General features: G+C 69.0%; 20 protein-coding genes. 9 read left to right on the forward strand and 11 right to left on the reverse strand.

What is annotated here, in order from left to right; translation table 11 throughout:
- Positions 1–31: 31 nt before the first annotated feature.
- Together ACFVXC_RS07505 and ACFVXC_RS07510 are read right to left on the reverse strand one after the other, a co-directional pair.
- A complete protein-coding gene (locus tag ACFVXC_RS07505) occupies positions 32–988 on the reverse strand; it encodes a pirin family protein (RefSeq protein WP_389902449.1) in 957 nt (318 codons plus the stop codon).
- 122 nt (positions 989–1110) lie between these two features.
- Positions 1111–1596 (reverse strand): SseB family protein, encoded by a 486-nt coding sequence (locus ACFVXC_RS07510; protein WP_389902451.1) that lies wholly within the window; start codon positions 1594–1596, stop codon positions 1111–1113.
- A 187-nt stretch (positions 1597–1783) separates the two neighbouring features.
- Here ACFVXC_RS07510 and ACFVXC_RS07515 point away from each other — a divergent pair, with 187 nt between their 5' ends.
- From ACFVXC_RS07515 to ACFVXC_RS07530, 4 genes are all read left to right on the forward strand, one after another.
- Positions 1784–3619, forward strand: a complete 1836-nt coding sequence (locus ACFVXC_RS07515) for an acyl-CoA dehydrogenase (protein ID WP_389902454.1) — start codon at positions 1784–1786, stop codon at positions 3617–3619.
- 219 nt (positions 3620–3838) lie between these two features.
- On the forward strand, positions 3839–5194 hold the full coding sequence (locus ACFVXC_RS07520) for a M18 family aminopeptidase (protein ID WP_389902456.1): 1356 nt from the start codon (positions 3839–3841) through the stop codon (positions 5192–5194).
- Between the two features lie 95 nt (positions 5195–5289).
- On the forward strand, positions 5290–5514 hold the full coding sequence (locus tag ACFVXC_RS07525; protein WP_389902459.1) for a DUF6458 family protein: 225 nt from the start codon (positions 5290–5292) through the stop codon (positions 5512–5514).
- A gap of 205 nt (positions 5515–5719) precedes the next feature.
- The gene (locus ACFVXC_RS07530) at positions 5720–6217 is read left to right on the forward strand and encodes an LURP-one-related/scramblase family protein (protein ID WP_389902461.1); all 498 of its coding nucleotides are present in this window, start codon (positions 5720–5722) and stop codon (positions 6215–6217) included.
- A 35-nt stretch (positions 6218–6252) separates the two neighbouring features.
- Here the strand turns inward: ACFVXC_RS07530 and ACFVXC_RS07535 are convergent, their stop codons facing one another.
- Complete coding sequence (locus tag ACFVXC_RS07535; protein WP_389902463.1) at positions 6253–7065, reverse strand: carbon-nitrogen family hydrolase; 813 nt, start codon at positions 7063–7065, stop codon at positions 6253–6255.
- A gap of 169 nt (positions 7066–7234) precedes the next feature.
- Between ACFVXC_RS07535 and ACFVXC_RS07540 the strand changes: the two genes are divergently transcribed.
- On the forward strand, positions 7235–8059 hold the full coding sequence (locus ACFVXC_RS07540) for a maleylpyruvate isomerase family mycothiol-dependent enzyme (RefSeq protein WP_389902465.1): 825 nt from the start codon (positions 7235–7237) through the stop codon (positions 8057–8059).
- A gap of 16 nt (positions 8060–8075) precedes the next feature.
- Here ACFVXC_RS07540 and ACFVXC_RS07545 read toward each other — a convergent pair whose 3' ends face one another.
- A complete protein-coding gene (locus tag ACFVXC_RS07545) occupies positions 8076–9383 on the reverse strand; it encodes a nitrate/nitrite transporter (protein ID WP_389902468.1) in 1308 nt (435 codons plus the stop codon).
- A 325-nt stretch (positions 9384–9708) separates the two neighbouring features.
- A complete protein-coding gene (locus tag ACFVXC_RS07550; RefSeq protein ID WP_389902470.1) occupies positions 9709–10407 on the reverse strand; it encodes a GntR family transcriptional regulator in 699 nt (232 codons plus the stop codon).
- Between the two features lie 166 nt (positions 10408–10573).
- Here ACFVXC_RS07550 and ACFVXC_RS07555 point away from each other — a divergent pair, with 166 nt between their 5' ends.
- The gene (locus tag ACFVXC_RS07555) at positions 10574–11464 is read left to right on the forward strand and encodes a D-alanyl-D-alanine carboxypeptidase family protein (protein ID WP_389902472.1); all 891 of its coding nucleotides are present in this window, start codon (positions 10574–10576) and stop codon (positions 11462–11464) included.
- Positions 11465–11577: 113 nt separating this feature from the next.
- On the opposite strand, the gene ACFVXC_RS07560 is transcribed toward ACFVXC_RS07555, so the two are convergent.
- Genes ACFVXC_RS07560 through pdhA form a run of 3 tightly spaced genes read right to left on the reverse strand, consistent with a single transcriptional unit; the run spans position 11578 to position 15274 of the window.
- A complete protein-coding gene (locus ACFVXC_RS07560) occupies positions 11578–13101 on the reverse strand; it encodes a dihydrolipoamide acetyltransferase family protein (RefSeq protein WP_389902474.1) in 1524 nt (507 codons plus the stop codon).
- An 11-nt stretch (positions 13102–13112) separates the two neighbouring features.
- Positions 13113–14093, reverse strand: a complete 981-nt coding sequence (locus ACFVXC_RS07565) for an alpha-ketoacid dehydrogenase subunit beta (protein WP_389902477.1) — start codon at positions 14091–14093, stop codon at positions 13113–13115.
- A 2-nt stretch (positions 14094–14095) separates the two neighbouring features.
- The gene (gene pdhA / locus ACFVXC_RS07570) at positions 14096–15274 is read right to left on the reverse strand and encodes a pyruvate dehydrogenase (acetyl-transferring) E1 component subunit alpha (RefSeq protein WP_389902479.1); all 1179 of its coding nucleotides are present in this window, start codon (positions 15272–15274) and stop codon (positions 14096–14098) included.
- A 381-nt stretch (positions 15275–15655) separates the two neighbouring features.
- On the opposite strand from pdhA, the gene ACFVXC_RS07575 reads away from it, so the two are divergent.
- On the forward strand, positions 15656–16318 hold the full coding sequence (locus ACFVXC_RS07575) for a response regulator (RefSeq protein ID WP_383284176.1): 663 nt from the start codon (positions 15656–15658) through the stop codon (positions 16316–16318).
- 107 nt (positions 16319–16425) lie between these two features.
- On the forward strand, positions 16426–16863 hold the full coding sequence (locus ACFVXC_RS07580; protein WP_389902480.1) for a pyridoxamine 5'-phosphate oxidase family protein: 438 nt from the start codon (positions 16426–16428) through the stop codon (positions 16861–16863).
- Positions 16864–16997: 134 nt separating this feature from the next.
- Here the strand turns inward: ACFVXC_RS07580 and ACFVXC_RS07585 are convergent, their stop codons facing one another.
- Positions 16998–18593 carry a protein kinase gene (locus ACFVXC_RS07585; protein WP_389902481.1) on the reverse strand — a complete coding sequence of 532 codons (1596 nt, stop codon included), beginning with the start codon at positions 18591–18593 and terminating at the stop codon, positions 16998–17000.
- 295 nt (positions 18594–18888) lie between these two features.
- Here ACFVXC_RS07585 and ACFVXC_RS07590 point away from each other — a divergent pair, with 295 nt between their 5' ends.
- Positions 18889–20526 carry a protein kinase gene (locus tag ACFVXC_RS07590; RefSeq protein WP_389902484.1) on the forward strand — a complete coding sequence of 546 codons (1638 nt, stop codon included), beginning with the start codon at positions 18889–18891 and terminating at the stop codon, positions 20524–20526.
- A 179-nt stretch (positions 20527–20705) separates the two neighbouring features.
- On the opposite strand, the gene ACFVXC_RS07595 is transcribed toward ACFVXC_RS07590, so the two are convergent.
- Positions 20706–21248, reverse strand: coding sequence for a bacterial proteasome activator family protein (locus tag ACFVXC_RS07595; protein ID WP_389902486.1), 543 nt, complete (start codon positions 21246–21248; stop codon positions 20706–20708).
- A gap of 82 nt (positions 21249–21330) precedes the next feature.
- Entirely contained in the window at positions 21331–21561 is a 231-nt protein-coding gene (locus tag ACFVXC_RS07600) for a hypothetical protein (protein WP_389902488.1), read from the reverse strand.
- Positions 21562–21860 lie beyond the last annotated feature (299 nt).

Raw genomic sequence — 21860 nt, forward strand, 5'->3', positions numbered from 1 at the left:
GCCCCGCACGCCGTGTACGCCCAACAGGCGCTTACATGCCGTGCACGGCGGGAACCGTACCGAGCAGTCCCTTCTGGAAGTCCTCGAACGCCTGCTGGAGCTCGGCCTGACTGTTCATCACGAACGGTCCGTAGTGCGCCATCGGCTCACGGATCGGCTGCCCGCCGAGCAGCACGACCTCCAGGTCGGGGGTGTTCCCGTCCTGCTTCTCGGCCGCGCGGACGGTCAGCGAGGAGCCGGAGCCGAAGACCGCCGTCTGGCCCTGGTGCACCGGACGGCGCTCGGCACCGACCGTGCCGCGTCCGGCGAGCACGTACGCGAGGCCGTTGAAGTCCTCGCGCCAGGGCAGCGTGACCTCGGCACCGGGGCGGACCGTCGCGTGGATCATCGTGATCGGTGTGTGCGTGACGCCGGGACCCTCGTGCCCGTCGAGCTCACCGGCGATGACGCGCAGGAGCGCGCCGCCGTCGGGCGAGGTGAGGAGCTGCACTTGGCCGCCGCGGATGTCCTGGTAGCGGGGGTCCATCATCTTGTCCCGCGCGGGCAGGTTCACCCACAGCTGGAGGCCGTGGAAGAGACCGCCGGACTGGACGAGGGACTCCGGCGGCGCCTCGATGTGCAGGAGGCCCGATCCGGCGGTCATCCACTGGGTGTCGCCGTTCTGGATGGTGCCGCCGCCACCGTTCGAGTCCTGGTGCACGAAGGTTCCGTCGATCAGGTACGTGACGGTCTCGAAGCCGCGGTGAGGGTGCCAGGGAGTCCCCTTCGGCTCACCGGCTCCATAGTCCACCTCGCCCATCTGGTCCATCATGATGAACGGGTCGAGGTGCTTGTAGTTGATCCCCGCGAACGCCCGGCGCACCGGGAAGCCCTCGCCCTCGAAACCGCTGGGTGCGGTCGTCACGGCGAGCACGGGGCGGGCCACGGCGTCGGCGGACGCGGCCACACGGGGCAGGGTCAGCGGGTTCTCGACGGTCACAGCGGGCATGTCGGTGCCTCCTTCTTCGTACGTCCACTTTAGTTGAACGTAGAACTTCTTGCCACCGGGAACGCGAGACGCCCGGAGGTAATTCCCTCCGGGCGTCACAACGGCATCAGTGCGGGCAGTGGTCAGCCGTACATCCGCCGCATCGCGAAATCGACCATCTGTTCGACAGCCTTGGCATCGAAGACCATACGGTGCTCGCCCTCCATGTCGAGGACGAAGCCGTAACCGGTGGGGAGGAGGTCGATGACCTCGGCGCCCGTGATCACGAAGTACTTGGACTCCTTGCCCGCGTATCGGCGCAGCTCCTTGAGCGACGTGAACATCGGGATCACGGGCTGCTGGGTGTTGTGCAGGGCGAGGAAGCCGGGGTTGTCGCCGCGCGGGCAGTAGACCTTCGAGGTGGCGAAGGCCTGCTGGAAGTCCTCTGCGGACATCGACCCCGTGGTGAAGGCGCGCACCGCGTCCGCGAGGGACGGGGGCGACGGCTCGGGATAGAGCGGGGGCTGCTGCTGGGCGTACCCGCCCGCGCCGCCCTGCATCTGCTGCGGCGGCGGCTGCGGCGGTGCGTAATTCTGCCCGGCGCCCGCTTGTTGGTCGTAGCCGTACATGAGGACAAGCCTACCGAGGCCGAACGGGGCGCTGCTCACACTTGGGGGATCAGGGGTTGCGTCTTATTACCGGCGGGTAGCATTATCGGTAGCTACTAACTGGTACGTGGTTTTTTCGCTTACGCAGACCCGCTTACGCAGACCCGCCTGACCTTCCCGCCTCCCCGAACCCAACGGAGCCGTCGCCATGGGGCACTACAAGTCGAATCTCCGCGACATCGAGTTCAACCTCTTCGAGGTGCTCGGCCGCGACAAGCTGTACGGCACCGGCCCGTTCGCGGAGATGGACGTCGACACCGCGAGGACCATCCTCGACGAACTGCGCCGCCTCGCCGAGAACGAGCTGGCCGAATCCTTCACGGACGCCGACCGCAACCCGCCGGTGTTCGACCCCGAGACCAACACCGCGCCGGTCCCGGCGTCCTTCAAGAAGAGCTACCAGGCCTTCATGGACTCCGACTACTGGCGCCTCGGCCTGCCCGAGGAGATCGGCGGCACGACCGCTCCCCGCTCGCTGATCTGGGGTTACGCGGAGCTCCTCCTCGGCGCCAACCCGGCGGTCTGGATGTACTCCTCCGGTCCGGCGTTCGCGGGCATCCTGCACGAAGAGGGCAACGAGGCGCAGAAGAAGGTCGCCTCGATCGCCGTCGACAGGCAGTGGGGCTCGACGATGGTCCTGACCGAGCCGGACGCCGGTTCGGACGTCGGCGCGGGCCGCACGAAGGCCGTGCGGCAGGACGACGGCTCCTGGCACATCGAGGGCGTGAAGCGCTTCATCACGTCCGGTGAGCACGACATGTCGGAGAACATCCTCCACTACGTCCTCGCCCGCCCCGAGGGCCACGGCCCCGGCACGAAGGGCCTCTCGCTCTTCCTGGTCCCCAAGTACGAGTTCGACTGGGAGACCGGCGAGCTGGGCGACCGCAACGGCGTCTACGCCACGAACGTCGAGCACAAGATGGGCCTCAAGGCGTCCAACACGTGCGAGATGACGTTCGGCGACCGCCACCCCGCCAAGGGCTGGCTGATCGGCGACAAGCACGACGGCATCCGCCAGATGTTCATGATCATCGAGTTCGCCCGCATGATGGTCGGCACGAAGGCCATCGCGACGCTCTCGACGGGTTACCTCAACGCCCTGGAGTACGCCAAGGAGCGCGTGCAGGGCCCGGACCTGGCCCAGTTCATGGACAAGGCCGCGCCCAAGGTGACGATCACCCACCACCCGGACGTACGCCGCTCGCTGATGACGCAGAAGGCGTACGCGGAGGGCATGCGCGCCCTTGTCCTGCACACCGCCGCCGTCCAGGACGACATCCAGATCAAGGAGGCGGCGGGCGAGGACGCGTCGGCGCTCATCGCCCTGAACGACCTCCTCCTGCCCATCGTGAAGGGCTACGGCTCGGAGAAGTCGTACGAGCAGCTGGCGCAGTCGCTCCAGACGTTCGGCGGCTCGGGGTACCTCCAGGAGTACCCGATCGAGCAGTACATCCGCGACGCCAAGATCGACACCCTCTACGAGGGCACGACGGCCATCCAGGGCCAGGACTACTTCTTCCGGAAGATCGTCCGTAACCAGGGTGCCGCGCTGAACGGCCTCGCCGAGGAGATCAAGAAGTTCCTCGCGGTCGACACGGGCGGCGAGCGGCTGGCCGGGGCCCGCGAGGAGCTGGCCAAGGCCGCGGTCGAGCTGGAAGCCATCGTCGGCGTCATGCTGACGGACCTCGCGGCCACCGAGCAGGACGTGAAGTCCATCTACAAGGTGGGCCTCAACACGACCCGCCTCCTGATGGTCTCGGGCGACGTCGTCGTCGGCTACCTCCTCCTGCGGGGCGCGGCGGTCGCCGCCGAGAAGCTGGAGTCGGCCAAGGCCGTGTCCTCCAAGGACAAGGCCTTCTACGAGGGCAAGATCGCCGCGGCCAAGTTCTTCGCGGCGAACGTCCTGCCGAGCGTCGCGAACGAGCGGAAGCTCGCCGAGGGCGTGGAGCTGGACCTGATGGAGCTTGACGAGGCGGCTTTCTAGCCACCACGGCGCTTGCGGGTGGCCCGCTCCCGTTCCGGGGGGCGGGCCACTGTCGTACGCGGGGTGAACGCGTGGGTGGGAGGGAGACATCCACGGGGCGGGAGGGAGACATCCGCCACCAAGCGGCGGTACGAAACTCTTGGTTACGGGCATGTCACGTACAGAACCTCCAGAAAAGGCCACCCTCGCCTTGAGGAACTGCTGGCTAGGCTGGAAGCCATGAGCACACCTGCCCGCCCGTCTCCCACCGCCGCCCCCGCAAAGAGCGCTCCGCGCGCCCCTCTTGCCTTCGACCGCGGCCACTCCGACGACCTCTTGACCTTCCTGGCGGCAAGCCCCTCCCCTTACCACGCAGTGGCGAGCGCCGCGGAGCGGCTGGAGAAGGCCGGTTTCCGGCAGGTCGAGGAGACCGACGCCTGGGACGGGTCGACGGGCGGGAAGTATGTACTGCGCGGCGGCGCGATCGTCGCCTGGTACGTCCCTGAAGGCGCGTCCGCACACACCCCGTACCGCATCGTCGGCGCCCACACCGACTCCCCGAACCTCCGCGTCAAGCCGAAGCCGGACGCGGGCGGGCACGGCTGGCGGCAGGTGGCGGTCGAGATCTACGGCGGCCCGCTGCTCAACTCCTGGCTCGACCGCGACCTCGGCCTTGCGGGCAGGCTCTCGCTGCGGGACGGCTCGACGCGGCTGGTGAACATCGACCGGGCGCTCCTGCGGGTCCCGCAGCTGGCGATCCACATGGACCGCGGGGTGGTCGCCGACGGCCTCAAGCTCGACAAGCAGAAACACATGCAGCCCATCTGGGGGCTCGGCGACGACGTACACGAAGGCGACCTCATCCACTTCCTGGAGGAGGAGGCAGGCCTCGCCCACGGCGAGGTCACCGGCTGGGACCTGATGACGCACCCCATCGAGGCGCCCTCCTACCTCGGCCGCGACCGCGACCTCATCGCGGGCCCGCGGATGGACAACCTGCTCTCCGTGCACGCCTGTACGGCGGCGCTCGCCGCCGTCGCCGCGGCGCAGGACGCCGAATCCCTCGCGTACATCCCCGTACTCGCCGCCTTCGACCACGAGGAGAACGGCTCGCAGTCCGACACGGGCGCGGACGGCCCGCTGCTCGGCTCGGTGCTCGAACGCTCCGTCTTCGCGCGCGGCGGCACGTACGAGGACAAGGCCCGCGCCTTCGCCGGCACCGTCTGCCTCTCCTCCGACACGGGTCACGCCGTGCACCCCAACTACGCGGAGCGGCACGACCCGACGCACCACCCGCGCGCCAACGGCGGCCCGATCCTCAAGGTCAACGTCAACAACCGGTACGCCACGGACGGCGCGGGACGCGCCGTGTTCGCCGCCGCGTGCGAGCGAGCCGGCGTGCCCTTCCAGAGCTTCGTCTCGAACAACGCGATGCCCTGCGGCACGACGATCGGGCCGATCACCGCGGCCCGGCACGGCATCAAGACCGTCGACATCGGCGTCGCGATCCTCTCGATGCACAGCGTGCGCGAGCTGTGCGGGGCGGACGACCCGTACCTCCTGGCCAACGCGTTGGTCGCGTTCCTGGAAGGCTGAGGCAAAGGGTCGGTCTCCACTTCTCCGTGTGGGCGTGGCGCGTCCGGGTACCCGGACGCAACGCCACGACTTCACGACTTAGGGAGGCGGTCCACATGGGCCTGGGAGGATGCATCATCTTGATCGCCGCGGGCGCCATCCTCGCGTTCGCCACCGACTGGCAGATGGACGGCATCAACCTCACCGTCACCGGCCTGATCATGATGGCCGTGGGCGTGATCGGTGTCGCCGCGTTCACCAACGCGCGCCGCAAGACAGTCGTGCCGCCGGGCGCGACCGTGGTCGAGACGGAGAACGACCACCATCACCACGGCCTCTGACAGGCATCGTCGGGCCCGGCGGCCACTCCTGTGGCCCCCCCCCCGGGCGGGGCCCACCCGCCCCCCCCCCCCCGGGCCGGGCCCCGGCCGCGGCGGCCCCGCCGGCCACTCCTGTGGCCGCCGGGCCCGACGGCATGTGGCCACTTCACGGTGAACTCCCCCGCTTCCCCTGGTGCCGAGCGCGTCGCGGGGTAGTCATGGCTGCATGAAACTTCTCGTACGCGACCGGCTGCTCGGCATCGGTGACGACTACTGGATCGAGGACGACCAGGGCCAGAAGGTCTTCTTCGTCGACGGCAAGGCGATGCGCCTGCGCGAGACCTTCGAGCTCAAGGACATGCAGGGGCGCATCCTCATCGACATCCGCGCCAAGATGCTGGCGCTGCGCGACACGATGCTGATCGAACGGGACGGCGAACCGCTGGCCAAGGTCAAGCGCAAGCGCCTCTCGCTCCTGCGCAACCACTACCGCGTGGAGCTGGTCGACGGCACCGAGCTCGACGTGAGCGGCAAGATCCTGGACCGCGAGTTCGCCATCGAGTACGACGGCGAACTCCTGGCCGACATCTCGCGCCGCTGGTTCACGGTCCGCGAGGCGTACGGCCTGCACATCACCCGCGACGACGCCGACGCGTCCCTGCTCCTGGCCATCACGGTCTGTGTGATCCGCCTGGCGGAGAAGGAACGGGGCGACGACGACTGACGGCGGCGGCTCAGCGGTCCCGCGGTCCCGCGGTCTCAGCGCCGGGGCGCCTCGGGTACATCGAGGCCGAGCAGCCGGTCCTTCAGCGCCGGGAACTGCTCACGTGTGGCGGCCACCTTCGCCGGGTCGAGCTCGACGGTGAGGACCTCCTCGCCGTCCCCCGCCTCGGCGAGCACCTCGCCCCACGGGTCGACGACGATGCTGTGACCGGCCTGCGGCACGCCCGCGTGCGTACCGCCGGTGCCGCACGCGAGGACGTACACCTGGTCCTCGACCGCACGGGCCCGGGCGAACAGCGTCCAGTGCTCACGCCGCCGCGCGGGCCATCCGGCGGGGACGACGAACATCTCGGCGCCCGCGTCGACGAGCCCGCGGAAGAGCTCGGGGAAGCGGAGGTCGTAACAGGTGGCCAGTCCGATCACCGCGGCGGGCGTGCGCACCGTCACCAGCTCGCTGCCCGCCCCCATCAGGACGGCCTCGCCCTTGTCGAAGCCGAACCGGTGGATCTTCCGGTACGAGGCGGCGAGTTCGCCCTGGGGCGAGAAGACGAGCGAGGTGTTGTAGAGGTCCCCCGACGCGACCCGCTCCGGAACGGAGCCCGCGTGCAGCCAGACGCCCGCGTCGCTCGCGGCCTTGGCCATCGCCTCGTACGTGGGCCCTTCCAGCGGCTCCGCCTCGCTCGCGAACAGTTCGTAGGCGAAGGCGCCCGTGGTCCACAGTTCGGGGAGGACGACGAGATCCGGCCGCTCACGCTCGGCTACTTCACGTACCAGTGAAGAGACCCGCGAGCGACGGGAATTGACCGATTCGCCCTCGTCTACGGCGATCTGGATGAGGGAGGCGCGCACACTACCACCGTCCTGGCATTCGAGCCGTCAATGCAGGCCTACGATCGTCACACGAAAGCACTGCCGGGGTGCCTGTGGGCAGCGTACTGTGAATTTCCGGGGGACCCCCCCGGACCCCCACGACGCGTCTCAGACACCCACCGCCCGCGTACGACCGCCGAGGGGTCCCGTGAGTCTCCATCCCAGCCTTCAAACCTACGCCGACGCCTGGACCCAATCCGTATCAGCCATATCCGAGCTGGTGTCACCGCTCGCCGAGGCAGAGTGGAACTGGGCCACGCCCTGCCCCGGCTGGTCGGTGCGGGATGTCGTCTCCCACGTCATAGGCCTGGACTGCGAGATGCTGGGCGATCCACGCCCCATCCACACCCTGCCCCGCGACCTGTACCACGTACAGACCGAGAGCCAGCGCTACACGGAGATACAGGTAGACGTCCGGCGCCACCACACCGCGCCCGAGATGACCTCCGAGCTGGAGTACACGGTCATCCGCCGCACGCGTCAGCTGCGGAACGAGTCGCGCGACCCCTCCCACAAGGTCCGCGGTCCGCTCGGCACCGAGCAGACGCTCGAACTGGCCACGCGGATGCGCGCCTTCGACGTCTGGGTGCATGAGCAGGATCTGCGCACGACGCTGCGCAAGCCCGGCAACCTCGACTCCCAGGGTGCGTACGTGGCGCGCGACCTCCTCCTGCACGGCCTCGCCAAGGTGGTCGCCAAGAAGGCCCAGGCGCCGGCGAATTCAGCGGTCGTCTTCGATGTGAGCGGCCCCGTCGAGTTCCTGCGCACGGTCCGCGTCGACGCCGAAGGACACGCCACGGTCGACAGCGCCCCCTCGCTCGGCCCGCTCGCCACGCTGAGCCTGGACTGGGAGACGTACTTCCGCCTCGCGTGCGGCCGCATCACGTACGAGTCCGTGACCGACCGGATCAAGATCGAGGGCGATCACGGCCTCGGCGAGGCGATCCTGCGGGAGTTCTCGGTCACGCCGTAGGCCCCCGCCCCCCGCCTCAGACGGGGACGTGCACGGCCTCGACGCGGCTGGCGACAAGCCGCTCCTTCTCCCGGCGCACCGCACGCGTCCGCAGCCGCAGGATCTGGCTGAGGCCCACCGCTTCGAGGACGAAGACGGCGGAGAAGGCGATCCGGTAGTTGTCGCCGGTCGCGTCGAGGAGAACGCCGATGGCCAGCAGCGTCGTCATGGAGGCGACGAAGCCGCCCATGTTCACGATGCCGGAGGCGGTGCCCTGGCGCTCCGGCGGATTCGCGGGCCGCGCGAAGTCGAAGCCAATCATGGACGCGGGGCCGCAGGCGCCGAGCACGGTGCAGAGAGTGATGAGCAGCCACATCGGGGCGTGGTCGCCGGGGTAGTGGATCGTGACCGCCCACATCACGGCCGTCGCCGCGACGGTACCGATGGCGATGGGCGTGCGTGCGGCGTGGTGCCGGGCGACGATCTGGCCGTAGACCAGGCCCACCACCATGTTGGAGAGCACGACGAGGGTGAGCAGCGTCCCGGCCGTGGCGCGCGTCAGGCCCTGCGCCTCGACGAGGAACGGCAGGCCCCACAGGAGCAGGAACACCATCGCGGGGAACTGCGTGGTGAAGTGCACCCACAGGCCGAGCCGCGTGCCGGGCTCGCGCCAGCTCAGGGCGATCTGCTTGCGCACGAAGGCACCACCGGTGTGCCGCACCGGCTCCGGCGCGTGCCCCTCGGGGTGGTCCTTGAGGAACAGCGTCATCAGTACGAGGACGAAGACGCCGCAGAGCGCGCTGCCGGCGAAGGCCGCGGTCCAGCCGACGGAGTGCAGGAGCCGGGCGAGGACGAGCGTGGAGACGAGGTTGCCCGCCATGCCGACGAGCCCGGCGAGCTGGGCGACCAGCGGGCCGCGCCGGGCCGGGAACCAGCGGGTGCCGAGCCGCAGCACGCTGATGAAGGTCAGCGCGTCACCGCAGCCGAGCAGCGCGCGGGACGCGAGCGCCATCCCGTACGAGGGCGAGAACGCGAAGCCGAGCTGCCCGAGCGTGAAGAGCACGACTCCGATGGTCAGCACGCGCTTGGTGCCGAGCCGGTCGACCATCAGGCCGACGGGTATCTGCATGCCCGCGTAGACGAGCAGTTGGAGGATCGAGAAGGTCGAGAGCGCGGACGCGTTGACGTGGAACCGGTCGGCGGCGTCGAGTCCGGCGACGCCGAGGGAGGTCCGGAAGATGACGGCGACGAAGTAGACGGCGACGCCGATGCCCCAGACGAGGACGGCCTTCTTGCCGCCTGGAGGGTCACCGGGGAGGGAGAGGGGGGCGGAGGCCGAACTCATCGAGACCTCCGGTGCCGGGTGAGCGGGTGGGAGACATGCCGATAGGCGACGCACGAGCCGGCACCGGCGGACGGCAAGGCGGCACACGAGCAGGCACCGGCGGACCGCGAGGCGGCACACGAGCAGGCACCGGCGGACCGCGAGGCGGCACACGAGCAGGCACCGGCGGACCGCGAGGCGGCACACGAGCAGGCACCAGCAGACGGCGAGGCGACGCACGAGCAGGCACCAGCAGACGGCGAGGCGACGCACGAGCAGGCACCAGCAGACGGCGAGGCGACGCACGAGCTGGCACCGGCGGACGGCGAACCGTCGAAGAGCAACCTCATCGGACATCTCCCCGGGCAAGGTTCTGGAACCACCCGACGTGCCGGGCGACCACCGCCTCGGCCGCTTCCACGTCCCCGGACGTCAGAGCGTTCAGGAGCTCCTCGTGCTCGGCGAGCGTCTTGGCGATCCGATCAGGATGGGAGTGCATCACGGCCACGCCCATCCGCAGCTGCCGGTCCCGGAGCTGGTCGTAGAGGCGGGCAAGGATCTCGTTCCCCCCGCTCCGCACGATCTCCGCGTGGAAGCAGCGGTCGGTCACGGCGGCAGCGGAGAAGTCGCCCGCGGCAGCCTGCTCCCGCTGCTGCCGCAGCAGCTCCTCGAGCCGCTCGATCAGAGCCGGAGGCGCCGGCACCGCCTTGCGCACCGAGTGCGTCTCCACCAGGAGCCGCGTCTCGACGACGTCGGCGATCTCCTGCACGGACACCGGCAGGACGAGGGCCCCCTTCTTCGGGTAGAGCCGGAGAAGGCCCTCCACCTCCAGCTTCAGGAGCGCCTCGCGCACCGGTGTGCGGGACACCCCGACGGCCTCCGCGAGCTCACCCTCGGTGAGCAGCGTGCCGCCCTCGTACCGGCGGTCGAGCACGCCCTGCTTGACGTGCGCGTACACGCGCTCGGCGGCGGGTGGCTGCTTGAGGGCCCCGGCTGGGGCACCAGCGGGGGCCCGAGTGGGGGACGAGGTGGGTGCGACAGACATGCGCACAGCATAGATACAACACGTACCCATGAGGGCGTCCATTCCACGATCCGGACATCACCCGCATCGGCATGCATCCATTCGCCACTCTCGTGAGTCTTAGTATCGAGCGGCACCCTCATGTGGCCGCATTCCAGGGGCATTTGGGCAATTTGGAGCATTGAACTTGAAAACCCGCATTAAGGGCATTCGCCGCGCGTCGGCCGTCATCGTCACCACAGGTGCGGTACTCGCGGGCGGAGCCCTCACGGCCCCGGCCCATGCGGCCGCGCTCCCGAAGCCGTCGATCGCCGGCAAGGGCGGCTACGTGATGAACAACGGCACGGGCAAGTCACTCTTCACCAAGGCCGCCGACACCCGTCGGTCCACCGGCTCCACCACCAAGATCATGACGGCGAAGGTGGTGCTCTCGCAGACCAACCTCAACCTCAATTCCAAGGTCAAGGTCGAAAAGGCCTACAGCGACTACATCGTCAGGAACACCGCGTCGTCGGCACGCCTGATCGTCGGCGACAAGGTCACCGTCCGCCAGCTCCTGTACGGCCTCATGCTGCCGTCCGGCTGCGACGCGGCGTACGCGCTCGCGGACAAGTTCGGCAAGGGCTCCACCCGCGCCGCCCGCGTGAAGTCGTTCATCGGCAAGATGAACAGCCAGGCCAGGACCCTCGGCCTGACCAACACCCACTTCGACTCCTTCGACGGCATCGGCAGCGGGAGCAACTACTCCACGCCCCGTGACCTGACGAAGCTCGCCAGCAGCGCGATGAAGAACTCCACGTTCCGTACGGTCGTGAAGACGAAGTCGACGAAGCAGAAGGTCACCACGAAGAGCGGTGGCTACCGCTACATGTCGTGGTCGAACACGAACAACCTGCTCAGCAGCTACAGCGGCGCGATCGGCGTGAAGACGGGCTCCGGCCCGCAGGCCAAGTACTGCCTCGTCTTCGCCGCCACCCGCAGCGGCAAGACGGTCATCGGTACGGTCCTCACCTCGACCTCCGTGGACGCCCGCACGAAGGACGCGAAGAAGCTGATGGACTACGGCTTCAAGAAGTAGCCAGGCGCTACCCCCCTGACGGGGGTACGACGAGGGGGCCCGCCGCAGCACGCGGCGGGCCCCCTCGTCGTATGTCCTCTGTGCTGCCTACGTATGTACGCCCCGCGTCCTGGCTACGCCCAGGTGATGAGCCGCTTGGGCTGCTCCAGGATCGCCGCCACATCGGCGAGCACCTTGGAGCCGAGCTCGCCGTCGACCAGGCGGTGGTCGAAGGAGAGCGCGAGCGTCGTCACCTGACGCGGCTTGACCTTGCCCTTGTGGACCCAGGGCTGGAGCTTGATCGTGCCGACCGCGAGGATCGCGGACTCGCCGGGGTTCAGGATCGGCGTCCCGGTGTCGACGCCGAAGACGCCGACGTTCGAGATGGTGACCGTGCCGCCCTGCATCGCGGCCGGAGTCGTCTTGCCCTCCTTGGCCGTGGACACCAACTCGCCGAGCGAGGCGGCCAGTTCCGGCAGGGTCTTGGCGTGCGCGTCCTTGATGTTCGGGACGACAAGGCCGCGCGGCGTGGCGGCGGCGATGCCCAGATTCACGTAGTGCTTCTGGACGATCTCCTGATTCGCCTCGTCCCAGGCCGCGTTGACGTCCGGGTTGCGCCGGATCGCCACGAGCAGCGCCTTGGAGATGAGCAGGAGCGGGTTCACTCGCAGCCCCGCGAACCCGTGCTTGTCCGCGTCCCGCTTCAGCTCATCGACGAGCTTCATCGTCCGCGTCACGTCCACCGTCACGAACTCCGTGACGTGCGGTGCCGTGAAGGCCGAACCGACCATCGCCTGGGCGATGACCTTGCGTACGCCCTTGACGGGGATGCGGGTCTCGCGGGCACCGGCCACGGGGGCGGCAGGAGCGGCGGCTTCGGCGGCCACCGGCTCCGGGGCGGACACGGGGGCGGCGGGGGCGGGTGCGGCGACCGGAGCCGGAGCCACTGCCGCGTGCACGTCCTCGCGCGTGATGATCCCGTCGGCGCCGGACGGGACGACGGCCGTGAGGTCGACTCCCAGGTCCTTGGCGAGCTTGCGCACCGGCGGCTTGGCCAGCGGCCGGGTACCCGCGGGGGCGGACGGGGCGGCGGGTTCGGCGGGCGCGGTGGAGGCGGCGGAGGCGGCGGGCGCGGCGGAGGCGGCAGCCGTGCCGGAGCCGTTCAGTTCGGCCTGGACCGCCGCCGCGTAGTACGTCCCCGCGGCATCGGCCTGGTCCTGTGCGGACTTGCGCGCGCGGCGCTTCGTCGAGGACTCGGCGACCCCGTAGCCGACGAGCACGGGCTGACGGCCCGTGGGCGCGGCCTCGTCCTCGTCCGCGGGGGCGGCCTCCGCCGCGGGGGAGGGTTCCTCCACCGGGGCCGCAGCCGTCTGAGCGGCTGCGGCGGGCGCGCCACCGCCGGACACGTCCACCGCGATGATCACCTGGCCGACATCGACCGTGGTGCCCTCGGGGAAGCGCAGTTCGCTCACGACACCGTTGAACGGAATGGGCAGCTCGACGGCGGCCTTGGCCGTCTCGACCTCGCACACCACCTGCCCGTCGGTGACCGTGTCGCCGGGCGCCACGAACCACTTGAGGATCTCTGCCTCGGTGAGCCCCTCGCCCACGTCGGGCATCTTGAACTCGGCCAGCGCAGTGTCTGTCATCGTCGTCACGACCCTCTCCCTCAGAACGCCAGCGAGCGGTCGACAGTGTCGAGCACCCGGTCGAGGCCCGGCAGGTACTCCTCTTCCAACCGCGCAGGCGGATACGGCGCGTGGAAACCGCCGACCCGCAGCACGGGAGCTTCGAGGTGGTAGAAGCACCGCTCGGTGATGCGGGCCGCGATCTCCGCGCCCGTACCGAGGAAGACCGGGGCCTCGTGGACCACGACGAGCCGCCGCGTCTTCTCGACCGAGGCCTGCACGGTGTCGAAGTCCATCGGCGACATGGAGCGCATGTCCAGCACTTCGAGGGACTTGCCCTCTTCGGCGGCGGCCGCGGCGGCTTCCAGGCAGACCTTCACCATCGGGCCGTACGCGGCGAGCGTCAGGTCCGTGCCCTCGCGGGCGACCTGGGCCTTGTGCAGCGGCGCCGGGATGGCCTCGGTGTCGACCTCGCTCTTGTCCCAGTAGCGGCGCTTCGGCTCGAAGAAGATCACCGGGTCGTTGCTCTGGATGGCCTGCTGCATCATCCAGTAGGCGTCCGACGAGTTCGAAGGCGAGACGACCTTGAGCCCCGCCACGTGCGCGAACAGCGCCTCGGGCGACTCGCTGTGGTGCTCGACGGCGCCGATGCCGCCGCCGTACGGAATGCGGATGACGACCGGCATCTTGATCTTGCCGAGCGCGCGGGCGTGCATCTTCGCGAGCTGCGTGACGATCTGGTCGTACGCGGGGAAGACGAAGCCGTCGAACTGGATCTCCACCACCGGGCGGTAGCCCCGCAGGGCCAGGCCGATGGCCGTGCCGACGATGCCGGACTCGGCGAGCGGGGTGTCGATGACCCGGTCCTCGCCGAAGTCCTTCTGCAGCCCGTCCGTCACACGGAAGACACCGCCGAGCTTGCCGACGTCCTCGCCCATGATGAGGACCTTGGGATCCGTGTCGAGCGCCTTGCGCAGCGATTCGTTGATCGCTTTGGCAAGAGGAAGTTTCTTTACGCCCATGGTCACTTACCGCCCTCGTCCGCGAACGACGCCTGGTACGCCTGGAACTGCGCGCGCTCCTCGTCGACCAGCGCATGCCCGTCCGCGTACACGTTCTCGAAGATCGCCATCAGATCCGGATCCGGCATCGCCCGCACCACCTCTCGCACTCGCTTGCCCAACGCTTCGCTCTCCTCGTCGAGTTCCGCGAAGAATCCCTCATCCGCGTGACCCTCGGACTCCAGGTAGGCGCGCAGCCGCAGGATCGGATCCTTGACCTCCCAGGCCTCCCGCTCTTCGTCCCTGCGGTACTTGGTCGGGTCGTCGGACGTGGTGTGCGCGCCCATGCGGTAGGTGAACGCCTCGATCAGCGCCGGACCCTGGCCCGTACGCGCCCGCTCCAGGGCCCACTTGGTGACGGCGAGCACGGCGAGCACGTCGTTGCCGTCGACCCGCACACCCGGGAAGCCGAAGCCCTGCGCGCGCTGGTAGAGCGGCACCCGGGTCTGCTTCTCGGTGGGCTCGGAGATCGCCCACTGGTTGTTCTGGCAGAAGAACACGACGGGGGCGTTGTAGACAGCGGAGAAGGTGAACGATTCGGCGACGTCGCCCTGGCTGGACGCGCCGTCCCCGAAGTACGCGATCACGGCCGAGTCCGCGCCGTCCTTGGCCACGCCCATCGCGTACCCGGTCGCGTGCAGGGTCTGCGAACCGATGACGATCGTGTACAGGTGGAAGTTGTTGGTGTTCGGGTCCCAGCCACCGTGGTTCACGCCGCGGAACATCCCGAGCAGGTTGGTCGGGTCGACCCCTCGACACCAGGCGACGCCGTGCTCGCGGTAGGTCGGGAAGACGTAGTCGTCCTCGCGCGTGGCCCGGCCCGACCCGATCTGGGCGGCCTCCTGACCGAGCAGCGACGCCCACAGGCCCAGCTCGCCCTGGCGCTGCAGGGAGGTGGCCTCGGCGTCGAAGCGGCGGGTGAGGACCATGTCGCGGTACAGGGCGCGCAGTTCGTCGGCGGTGATGTCCGCGACGTACGAGTCGTACTCGGCGTTCTTGACCCGCTTGCCCTCAGGGGTCAGCAGCTGGACAAGCTGGGGTTCCGTGCTTTTCTTCGGCGCGGCCTTCTTCGCGCTTGCGCGCTTGCCGCCGCTGGTAGTGCTGCGGCGCGGTGTGCGCGCGGCGGTGCTCTCCACGGTCACGTGTGCTCCTCCGTCGGTCCGGCCCCCGGGATTACCGGGTAAGCCAGTGCGGCTCGCCTGATCCGTGCCCGCGCACGGGGTGGGTGCGACTCGGCCGGGAACAGGCGTGACAGGTGCCCCGGCGAGCGCCCTGCACAATGCACGTTACCCAGTGCTTCCCAATTCTGTGAAACCCCATCTGACCTGGGAATTTGCTTGGATTTCCAAGTATCTGACTGCTTGGATTTCCGAGTAAATCCAGAAAGACGGGAACAGTTCCTGGTCACAGCACTGATCACAGCCTGGCAGGGGGCCGGAACACCGGCACGTTATCCCGGGCACCCCACGCACGGGAAGAGTTCAGCTGGGGCGCAAGAAGAGATCGTGTGTGAGACTGGCTCCGTGCGCGAAGACGGAAAAATTACGGTATTTCTCCTCGACGACCATGAAGTGGTGCGGCGAGGAGTCCATGAGCTGCTCTCCGTGGAGTCCGATATCGAGGTCGTCGGCGAGGCGGGTACAGCGGCGGACGCCCTGGTCAGGATTCCGGCGACGCGACCGGACGTGGCCGTGCTCGACGTGCGGCTTCCGGACGGCAGCGGTGTCGAGGTCTGCCGTGAGATCCGTTCGCAGAACGAGGACATCAAATGCCTGATGCTCACCTCGTTCGCGGACGACGAAGCCCTCTTCGACGCGATCATGGCGGGCGCTTCCGGCTATGTCCTGAAGGCCATTCGCGGCAATGAACTGCTCTCCGCCGTACGTGATGTGGCGGCCGGAAAGTCCCTGCTCGACCCCGTCGCCACGGCCCGGGTCCTGGAGCGGCTTCGCGACGGAAACACCCCCAAGGGCGACGACCGCATGTCGAACCTGACGGACCAGGAGCGGAAGATCCTCGACCTGATCGGCGAGGGCCTGACCAACCGGGTGATCGGCGAGCGGCTGCACCTCGCCGAGAAAACGATCAAGAATTACGTCTCCAGCCTGCTCTCCAAACTCGGCATGGAGCGGCGCTCGCAGGCGGCGGCCTACGTGGCGCGCATTCAGGCGGAGCAGAATCACTGAAAGTGATCCCGCAATACGTCTCGTGATCCGAAACGGGACTTACGTCCTCGTCCCCTAGGGGCCAGATCCCCTTCCCCGGCCCCCCGCCGGTGCCAGAGGGTGGACGTATGCCCACCGACGATCAGGAACAGGACGAGCGGCTCGCCTTCGAACTGCTCGGCCGCACCGACTACGGCCGGGTCGCGACCAGCATGCGCGCGCTGCCCTTCCTCGCCGCCGCCCGCCACGTGGTCGTGGACGGGCGCATCCTGCTGCGGATGCACAAGGGGTACGGGTACCACGAGGCCTGCATCGGCAGTGTCGTCGCCTACGGGGCGGACAACCTCAGCGCCGAGACCGCGCGCACGGGGCAGTGGACCGTGCAGTTCGTCGGCCTCTGCGAGGTCATCGAGCCGACCAATGCCGAGCTGGAACTCTTCGGCCCGGGGCCGCACTACGTGGACGGCGAGCTCTACGACCCGGTCTATATGCGCATAGAGCCGCAGCTGGCCACGGTGCACACCCTGCAGGGCGGCCGGAACCGGCAGCTCCAGCGCACACGGTGACCCCGCCTCCTGGGGCCCGCAAACCCCTGTAGTGCCCGTGTACCGCCCCCTGTGACGACGCACGCGCGCGTGGCGCCCTTTCGGGCTCCACGCGCGCGTGCGTATGCGTATGCGTAGGAGACTCTCGCCTCTGCTCAGCCCTCGCCCCCGTCGCCGCCGGCGACGTCCCCGCCCTCGGTGCCGCCGTTGGTCACCGGCGGGTCCGGGGTCGTCGGGTCGCTGGCGTCCCCGGAGGGCGTCGTCGGGTCATCCGACGGCTCGGTGGGATCGTCGGTGGGATCCGTCGGGTCGTTCGACGGCTCGTTCTCGGTGGGCGTGTCAGGAGTGGTCGGGCCGGTGGTGTTCGGCTGGGACGGGCTCCAGTCACCCTGACCGCCGGAGCCGTCGCCGGGCTCAGTGCTGTTCTGGTCCGAGGTCTCCTCGTCCGAGCTCTTGCTCGGCTTCTTCGACTCCGACTGCTTCGTCGGCGACTTCGTCGGGGTGTCCGTGTCCTTCGACTTGTTGTCGTTCGCCGTCAGCGCGAACGCGACACCCACGGCGATCGCGATGACCGCGAGCACGGCGAGGATCCACATCTTGCCCCGGCCGCCCCGGCCGTTCCCGTCGCGGTGACTGCCGTCGAAGCCGCCGTCGTCGCCACCCGGCGGACGCAGCATGGCGCCCGGGATCTGGGCGGTGCCCGAGTCGCCGGGGTGCTGCATCGCGGTGGTGCCCGCGACGCCCATCGCCGGGGTGTTGCCGCCCTGGTGCATGCCCGCGACGTCGACGGGCCCGGTGTTCCAGGTCCCGGTGTGGCTGCCCTGCTCGTGGAGCATCTGCAGCCCGTACTGGACCAGACCGCGCATCTCCTCGGCGGTCTGGAAGCGGTCGTCCGGGTCCTTGGCCAGCGAACGCATCACCAGGCCGTCCAGCTCCGGCGGCGACCCGTCGGAGGTCTCCGACGGCGGTACGGGGATGTCCTGGACGTGCTGGTAGACCACGGAGAGCGGCGTCTCGCCGGTGAACGGGGGCCGCAGCGCGAGGAGTTCGTAGAGCAGACAGCCGGTCGCGTAGAGGTCGGAGCGGTGGTCGACGGCCTTGCCGAGCGCCTGCTCCGGGGAGAGGTACTGGGGCGTGCCCATGACCATGCCGGTCTGGGTCATCGTCGACTGCGCGCCGTGCAGGGCACGGGCGATACCGAAGTCCATCACCTTCACCGCGCCGGTGTCGGTGATGATCACGTTCGCGGGCTTGATGTCACGGTGCACGATGCCGTGCTGATGCGAGTACGCGAGCGCCTCAAGCACCCCGGAGACGATGATCAGGGCCTGCTCGGGACCCGGCGCCTCCGCGTTGAGCAGCAGATCGCGGATCGTCCGGCCCTCGACGATCTCCATGACGATGTACGGGACGACGCTCGGCCCGACGACGTCCTCACCGGAGTCGTAGACCGCGACCACGGCGTGGTGGTTGAGTCCCGCGACCGACTGGGCCTCGCGCGTGAAGCGCGCCTTGGAGACCGGGTCCTCAGCGAGGTCGGAGCGGAGCAGTTTGACGGCGACGGTCCGGCCCAGACGTACGTCCTCGGCCGCGAACACCTCTGCCATGCCGCCCCGGCCGAGTCTGTGGGTAAGCCGATATCGGCCGTCCCCAACAAGACCGCCATTACCCCACAACTCCGGCGCATCCGACATACCGCCGCCAGTCGCCTCGGGGTCGGACGGGCCCTGAGCGCGCTGCGTCTGTGCCATCAGTCCTCGCCGTCGTTTCTGGTCGTGGTGCTTGGTGGTACCGGGAGAGCCCCGCCGGGTCACGCTACAGCCTTCACGCGTCCCGACGGTTCGAGGTGGACCGGACATCAAACCCGCCGGGCACCCTCACGCGCAAACTTGTAACGCTTCCGAGACGCTTCTTGCGCGTACGGTCACGGAACGGGCATCGAGCTTGACGTAGCAGGGCCCTCGGGCAGACTTGGCCAGGAATAGCGGGAATGGATCACCGACCGCGGAGCCGTCCGGCACGCCGCGCCGATGGGGGACGCACGACATGAGCAGCCAGGACGGCGTACAGGGACGGTATGCGGGACGCTCGCTGGCCGGTGGCCGGTACCAGCTGCGTGATCTTCTCGGTGAAGGCGGCATGGCCTCCGTCCACCTCGCTTACGACTCCGTGCTCGATCGTCAAGTCGCGATCAAGACGCTTCACAGCGAGCTCGGTCGTGAGCAGTCCTTCCGCGAGCGCTTCCGCCGCGAGGCCCAGTCGGTGGCCAAGCTCACTCACACGAACATCGTCTCGGTCTTCGACACGGGCGAGGAAGACCTCGACGGCGCGACGATGCCGTACATCGTCATGGAGTACGTGGAGGGCAAGCCGCTCGGCTCCGTGCTCGACACGTCCGTCGCCCAGTTCGGCGCGATGCCGTCCGACCAGGCGCTGAAGATCACCGCCGATGTCCTCGCCGCACTTGAGATCAGCCACGAGATGGGCCTGGTCCACCGCGACATCAAGCCCGGCAACGTGATGATGACGAAGCGCAACGTCGTCAAGGTCATGGACTTCGGCATCGCCCGCGCCATGCAGTCCGGCGTCACCTCCATGACGCAGACCGGCATGGTCGTCGGCACCCCCCAGTACCTCTCGCCGGAGCAGGCCCTCGGCCGCGGCGTCGACGCCCGCTCCGACCTCTACTCCGTCGGCATCATGCTGTTCCAGCTGACCACCGGGCGGCTGCCCTTCGAGGCGGACTCGCCGCTGGCCATCGCGTACGCGCACGTCCAGGAGGAGCCGGTCGCTCCGTCCTCGATCAACCGCTCGCTGCCGCCCGCGGTGGACGCGATCGTCGCCCGCGCGCTGAAGAAGAACCCGAACGAGCGTTTCCCGACCGCCGAGTCGATGCGCGACGAGTGCCTGCGCGTCGCCCAGTCGCTCCAGGTGGCCGCGCCGAGCATCGTGCCGGGGGCCCAGACGGCGAGCGGTGCGGGCGTCGGCTCCGCGGTCTTCCCGCCGGTCGACAGCTCGTTGCCGCAGAGCGGCAACGTCCAGACTCCGTACCAGCCGGGTCCCTACGGCCCGCCCACTCCGGCCCCGGCCCCCGTGACCCCGGGGTACGGCTACCCGCAGCAGGGCGGCTACCAGACTCCGGCGCCCGCGAACGCGTACGCCCAGCAGGGCGCGCAGACCCCGCCGCCGTACTCGATCTCGCCGCAGCAGACGTCCGTGCAGGGCCAGGGTGGATCCGGGTCGGGCGGCGGCAAGCGGAACATGCCGGTGATCGTCGGCTCGATCGTCGTCGCGCTGATCGCCGTCGGCGGCCTGATCGCGGCGCTGTCGATGAACAAGGACGACGGGGGCGGCACGGCGGGCAAGGAGACGGAGTCGAGCGCGCCCGCGGAAGGGTATCGGGGTCCGGACCGGACTCAGACGGTGGAGACCAGCGTGTGCACCGAGCCCGAGACCGCGTACAACGACGAGACCAAGATCAAGGTCCCGAACTTCACGTTCAAGGACTGGCGCTCCGTGCAGAAGTGCCTGCAGGCGTCCGGCTGGCAGTACGACAAGCGCACGATCGACGAGAACACCTATGGGAAGGACACCGTCATGCAGCAGTCCCCCAAGGAGGACTCGGACATCGACCCGAAGGACGTGAAGATCGAGTTCACGCTCTCCACGGGCAACCCGTCCTGAACGGCTTCAGCGCCTGACTCCGGGCGCGGAACCTGATGTGAGGCGCGGAACCTGACGTGAAGGGCCCGGTCACCTTGTGACCGGGCCCTTCACGTTTTCAGTACCTGGCGTTTTTACTACGTGGCGTTCTTTGGTATCTGGCGTTCTTCAGTACCGGGTGGCCGCTTACTGGTATCCGCTTAGAGGTAGGGCCCTCCGGACCGCCCCGCGATACCGCCGTCCTCTTCCTCCTCGCCGCCGCCCGCACCGGGCGGCAACGCGCGCCGCATCGACTCAAGCTGTGCCCGCGCGGCCATCTGCTGCGCGAAGAGAGCCGTCTGGATCCCGTGGAAAAGCCCCTCCAGCCATCCCACGAGCTGGGCCTGCGCGATGCGCAGTTCGGCGTCGCTGGGCACTCCCTCGTCGGTGAAGGGCAGGGAGAGCCGTTCCAGTTCCTCGACGAGCTCGGGGGCCAGACCGTCCTCGAGCTCCTTGACCGAACTGGCGTGGATCTCCTTGAGCCGTACCCGGCTCGCCTCGTCGAGAGGTGCCGCCCGCACCTCCTCGAGCAGCTGCTTGATCATGCTGCCGATGCGCATGACCTTCGCCGGCTGTTCGACCATGTCCGTCACCGGGACCTCGCGGGATTCGTCGTCTCCGCCGCCGCCGAGCGCCATTCCGTCCTGTCCGACAACCAGGACCTGGGGGCTCTCCGGCGACCTTTCGTTCCTCGGCATCTCCATGCCGCCATTCTCTCGCACGCGTACATCACACATCGGTAGTGCCCCCATTTGCCGCTGATCCACCGTGTACGGGGCGGCCGTATCAGCCTCGTCGCAGCCGCACGGCGAGGAAGGCGAGACCGAGGCCGATGAGGACGAGCCCGCTGCCGAGCGGCAGGACGCGAAGACCGGGGACGGCCGGTCCGGCGGCGGTGCGCCGGGTGGCGTCGGATGCGGTGGTCCTGGTGCCGGACTGCCTGTCGGCCTGCTTGTCGGCCTGCTTGTCGGCCTGCTCGGCGGGGGGCGGCTTCGGCCTGTGGGCCGGTACGGACACCGCCGGAGAGGGGGGTGGTGGCGGTGGTGGCACCGGATCCGCACGCCCGGGCCGGACCCGGCCCTCGCCGGGGACGCTTCCGGCACGGGTCTCGCTGGGGGAGGGATCAGCGGCGTACGAGAGTGATATCGGTGAGACGGCCAGGAGCACCGTCAGGATCAGCAAAGGACGAAGCAAGGGACGAAGCCATGGAGTCATCGGAGTCATCGCGCTGACCCCCTCCCGCTACCGGGTCGCCAAGATCAAGATCAAGAGAGATCACTGAAGCTGCACCAAGCGTCACACAGTGACACAACTCC

The organism is Streptomyces sp. NPDC058257 (assembly GCF_042881845.1).
In the GTDB taxonomy this organism is placed as follows: Bacteria; Actinomycetota; Actinomycetes; order Streptomycetales; family Streptomycetaceae; genus Streptomyces.

Coding starts and splice junctions, on each gene's coding strand:
- ACFVXC_RS07525 (WP_389902459.1), top strand. CDS start 5,290: ATGGGCCTGGGAGGATGCATCATCTTGATCGCCGCGGGCGCCATCCTC.
- ACFVXC_RS07590 (WP_389902484.1), top strand. CDS start 18,889: ATGAGCAGCCAGGACGGCGTACAGGGACGGTATGCGGGACGCTCGCTG.
- ACFVXC_RS07550 (WP_389902470.1), bottom strand. CDS start 10,407: ATGTCTGTCGCACCCACCTCGTCCCCCACTCGGGCCCCCGCTGGTGCC.
- ACFVXC_RS07565 (WP_389902477.1), bottom strand. CDS start 14,093: ATGGGCGTAAAGAAACTTCCTCTTGCCAAAGCGATCAACGAATCGCTG.
- ACFVXC_RS07515 (WP_389902454.1), top strand. CDS start 1,784: ATGGGGCACTACAAGTCGAATCTCCGCGACATCGAGTTCAACCTCTTC.
- ACFVXC_RS07505 (WP_389902449.1), bottom strand. CDS start 988: ATGCCCGCTGTGACCGTCGAGAACCCGCTGACCCTGCCCCGTGTGGCC.
- ACFVXC_RS07530 (WP_389902461.1), top strand. CDS start 5,720: ATGAAACTTCTCGTACGCGACCGGCTGCTCGGCATCGGTGACGACTAC.
- ACFVXC_RS07510 (WP_389902451.1), bottom strand. CDS start 1,596: ATGTACGGCTACGACCAACAAGCGGGCGCCGGGCAGAATTACGCACCG.
- ACFVXC_RS07545 (WP_389902468.1), bottom strand. CDS start 9,383: ATGAGTTCGGCCTCCGCCCCCCTCTCCCTCCCCGGTGACCCTCCAGGC.
- ACFVXC_RS07585 (WP_389902481.1), bottom strand. CDS start 18,593: ATGGCACAGACGCAGCGCGCTCAGGGCCCGTCCGACCCCGAGGCGACT.
- ACFVXC_RS07520 (WP_389902456.1), top strand. CDS start 3,839: ATGAGCACACCTGCCCGCCCGTCTCCCACCGCCGCCCCCGCAAAGAGC.
- ACFVXC_RS07595 (WP_389902486.1), bottom strand. CDS start 21,248: ATGGAGATGCCGAGGAACGAAAGGTCGCCGGAGAGCCCCCAGGTCCTG.
- ACFVXC_RS07580 (WP_389902480.1), top strand. CDS start 16,426: ATGCCCACCGACGATCAGGAACAGGACGAGCGGCTCGCCTTCGAACTG.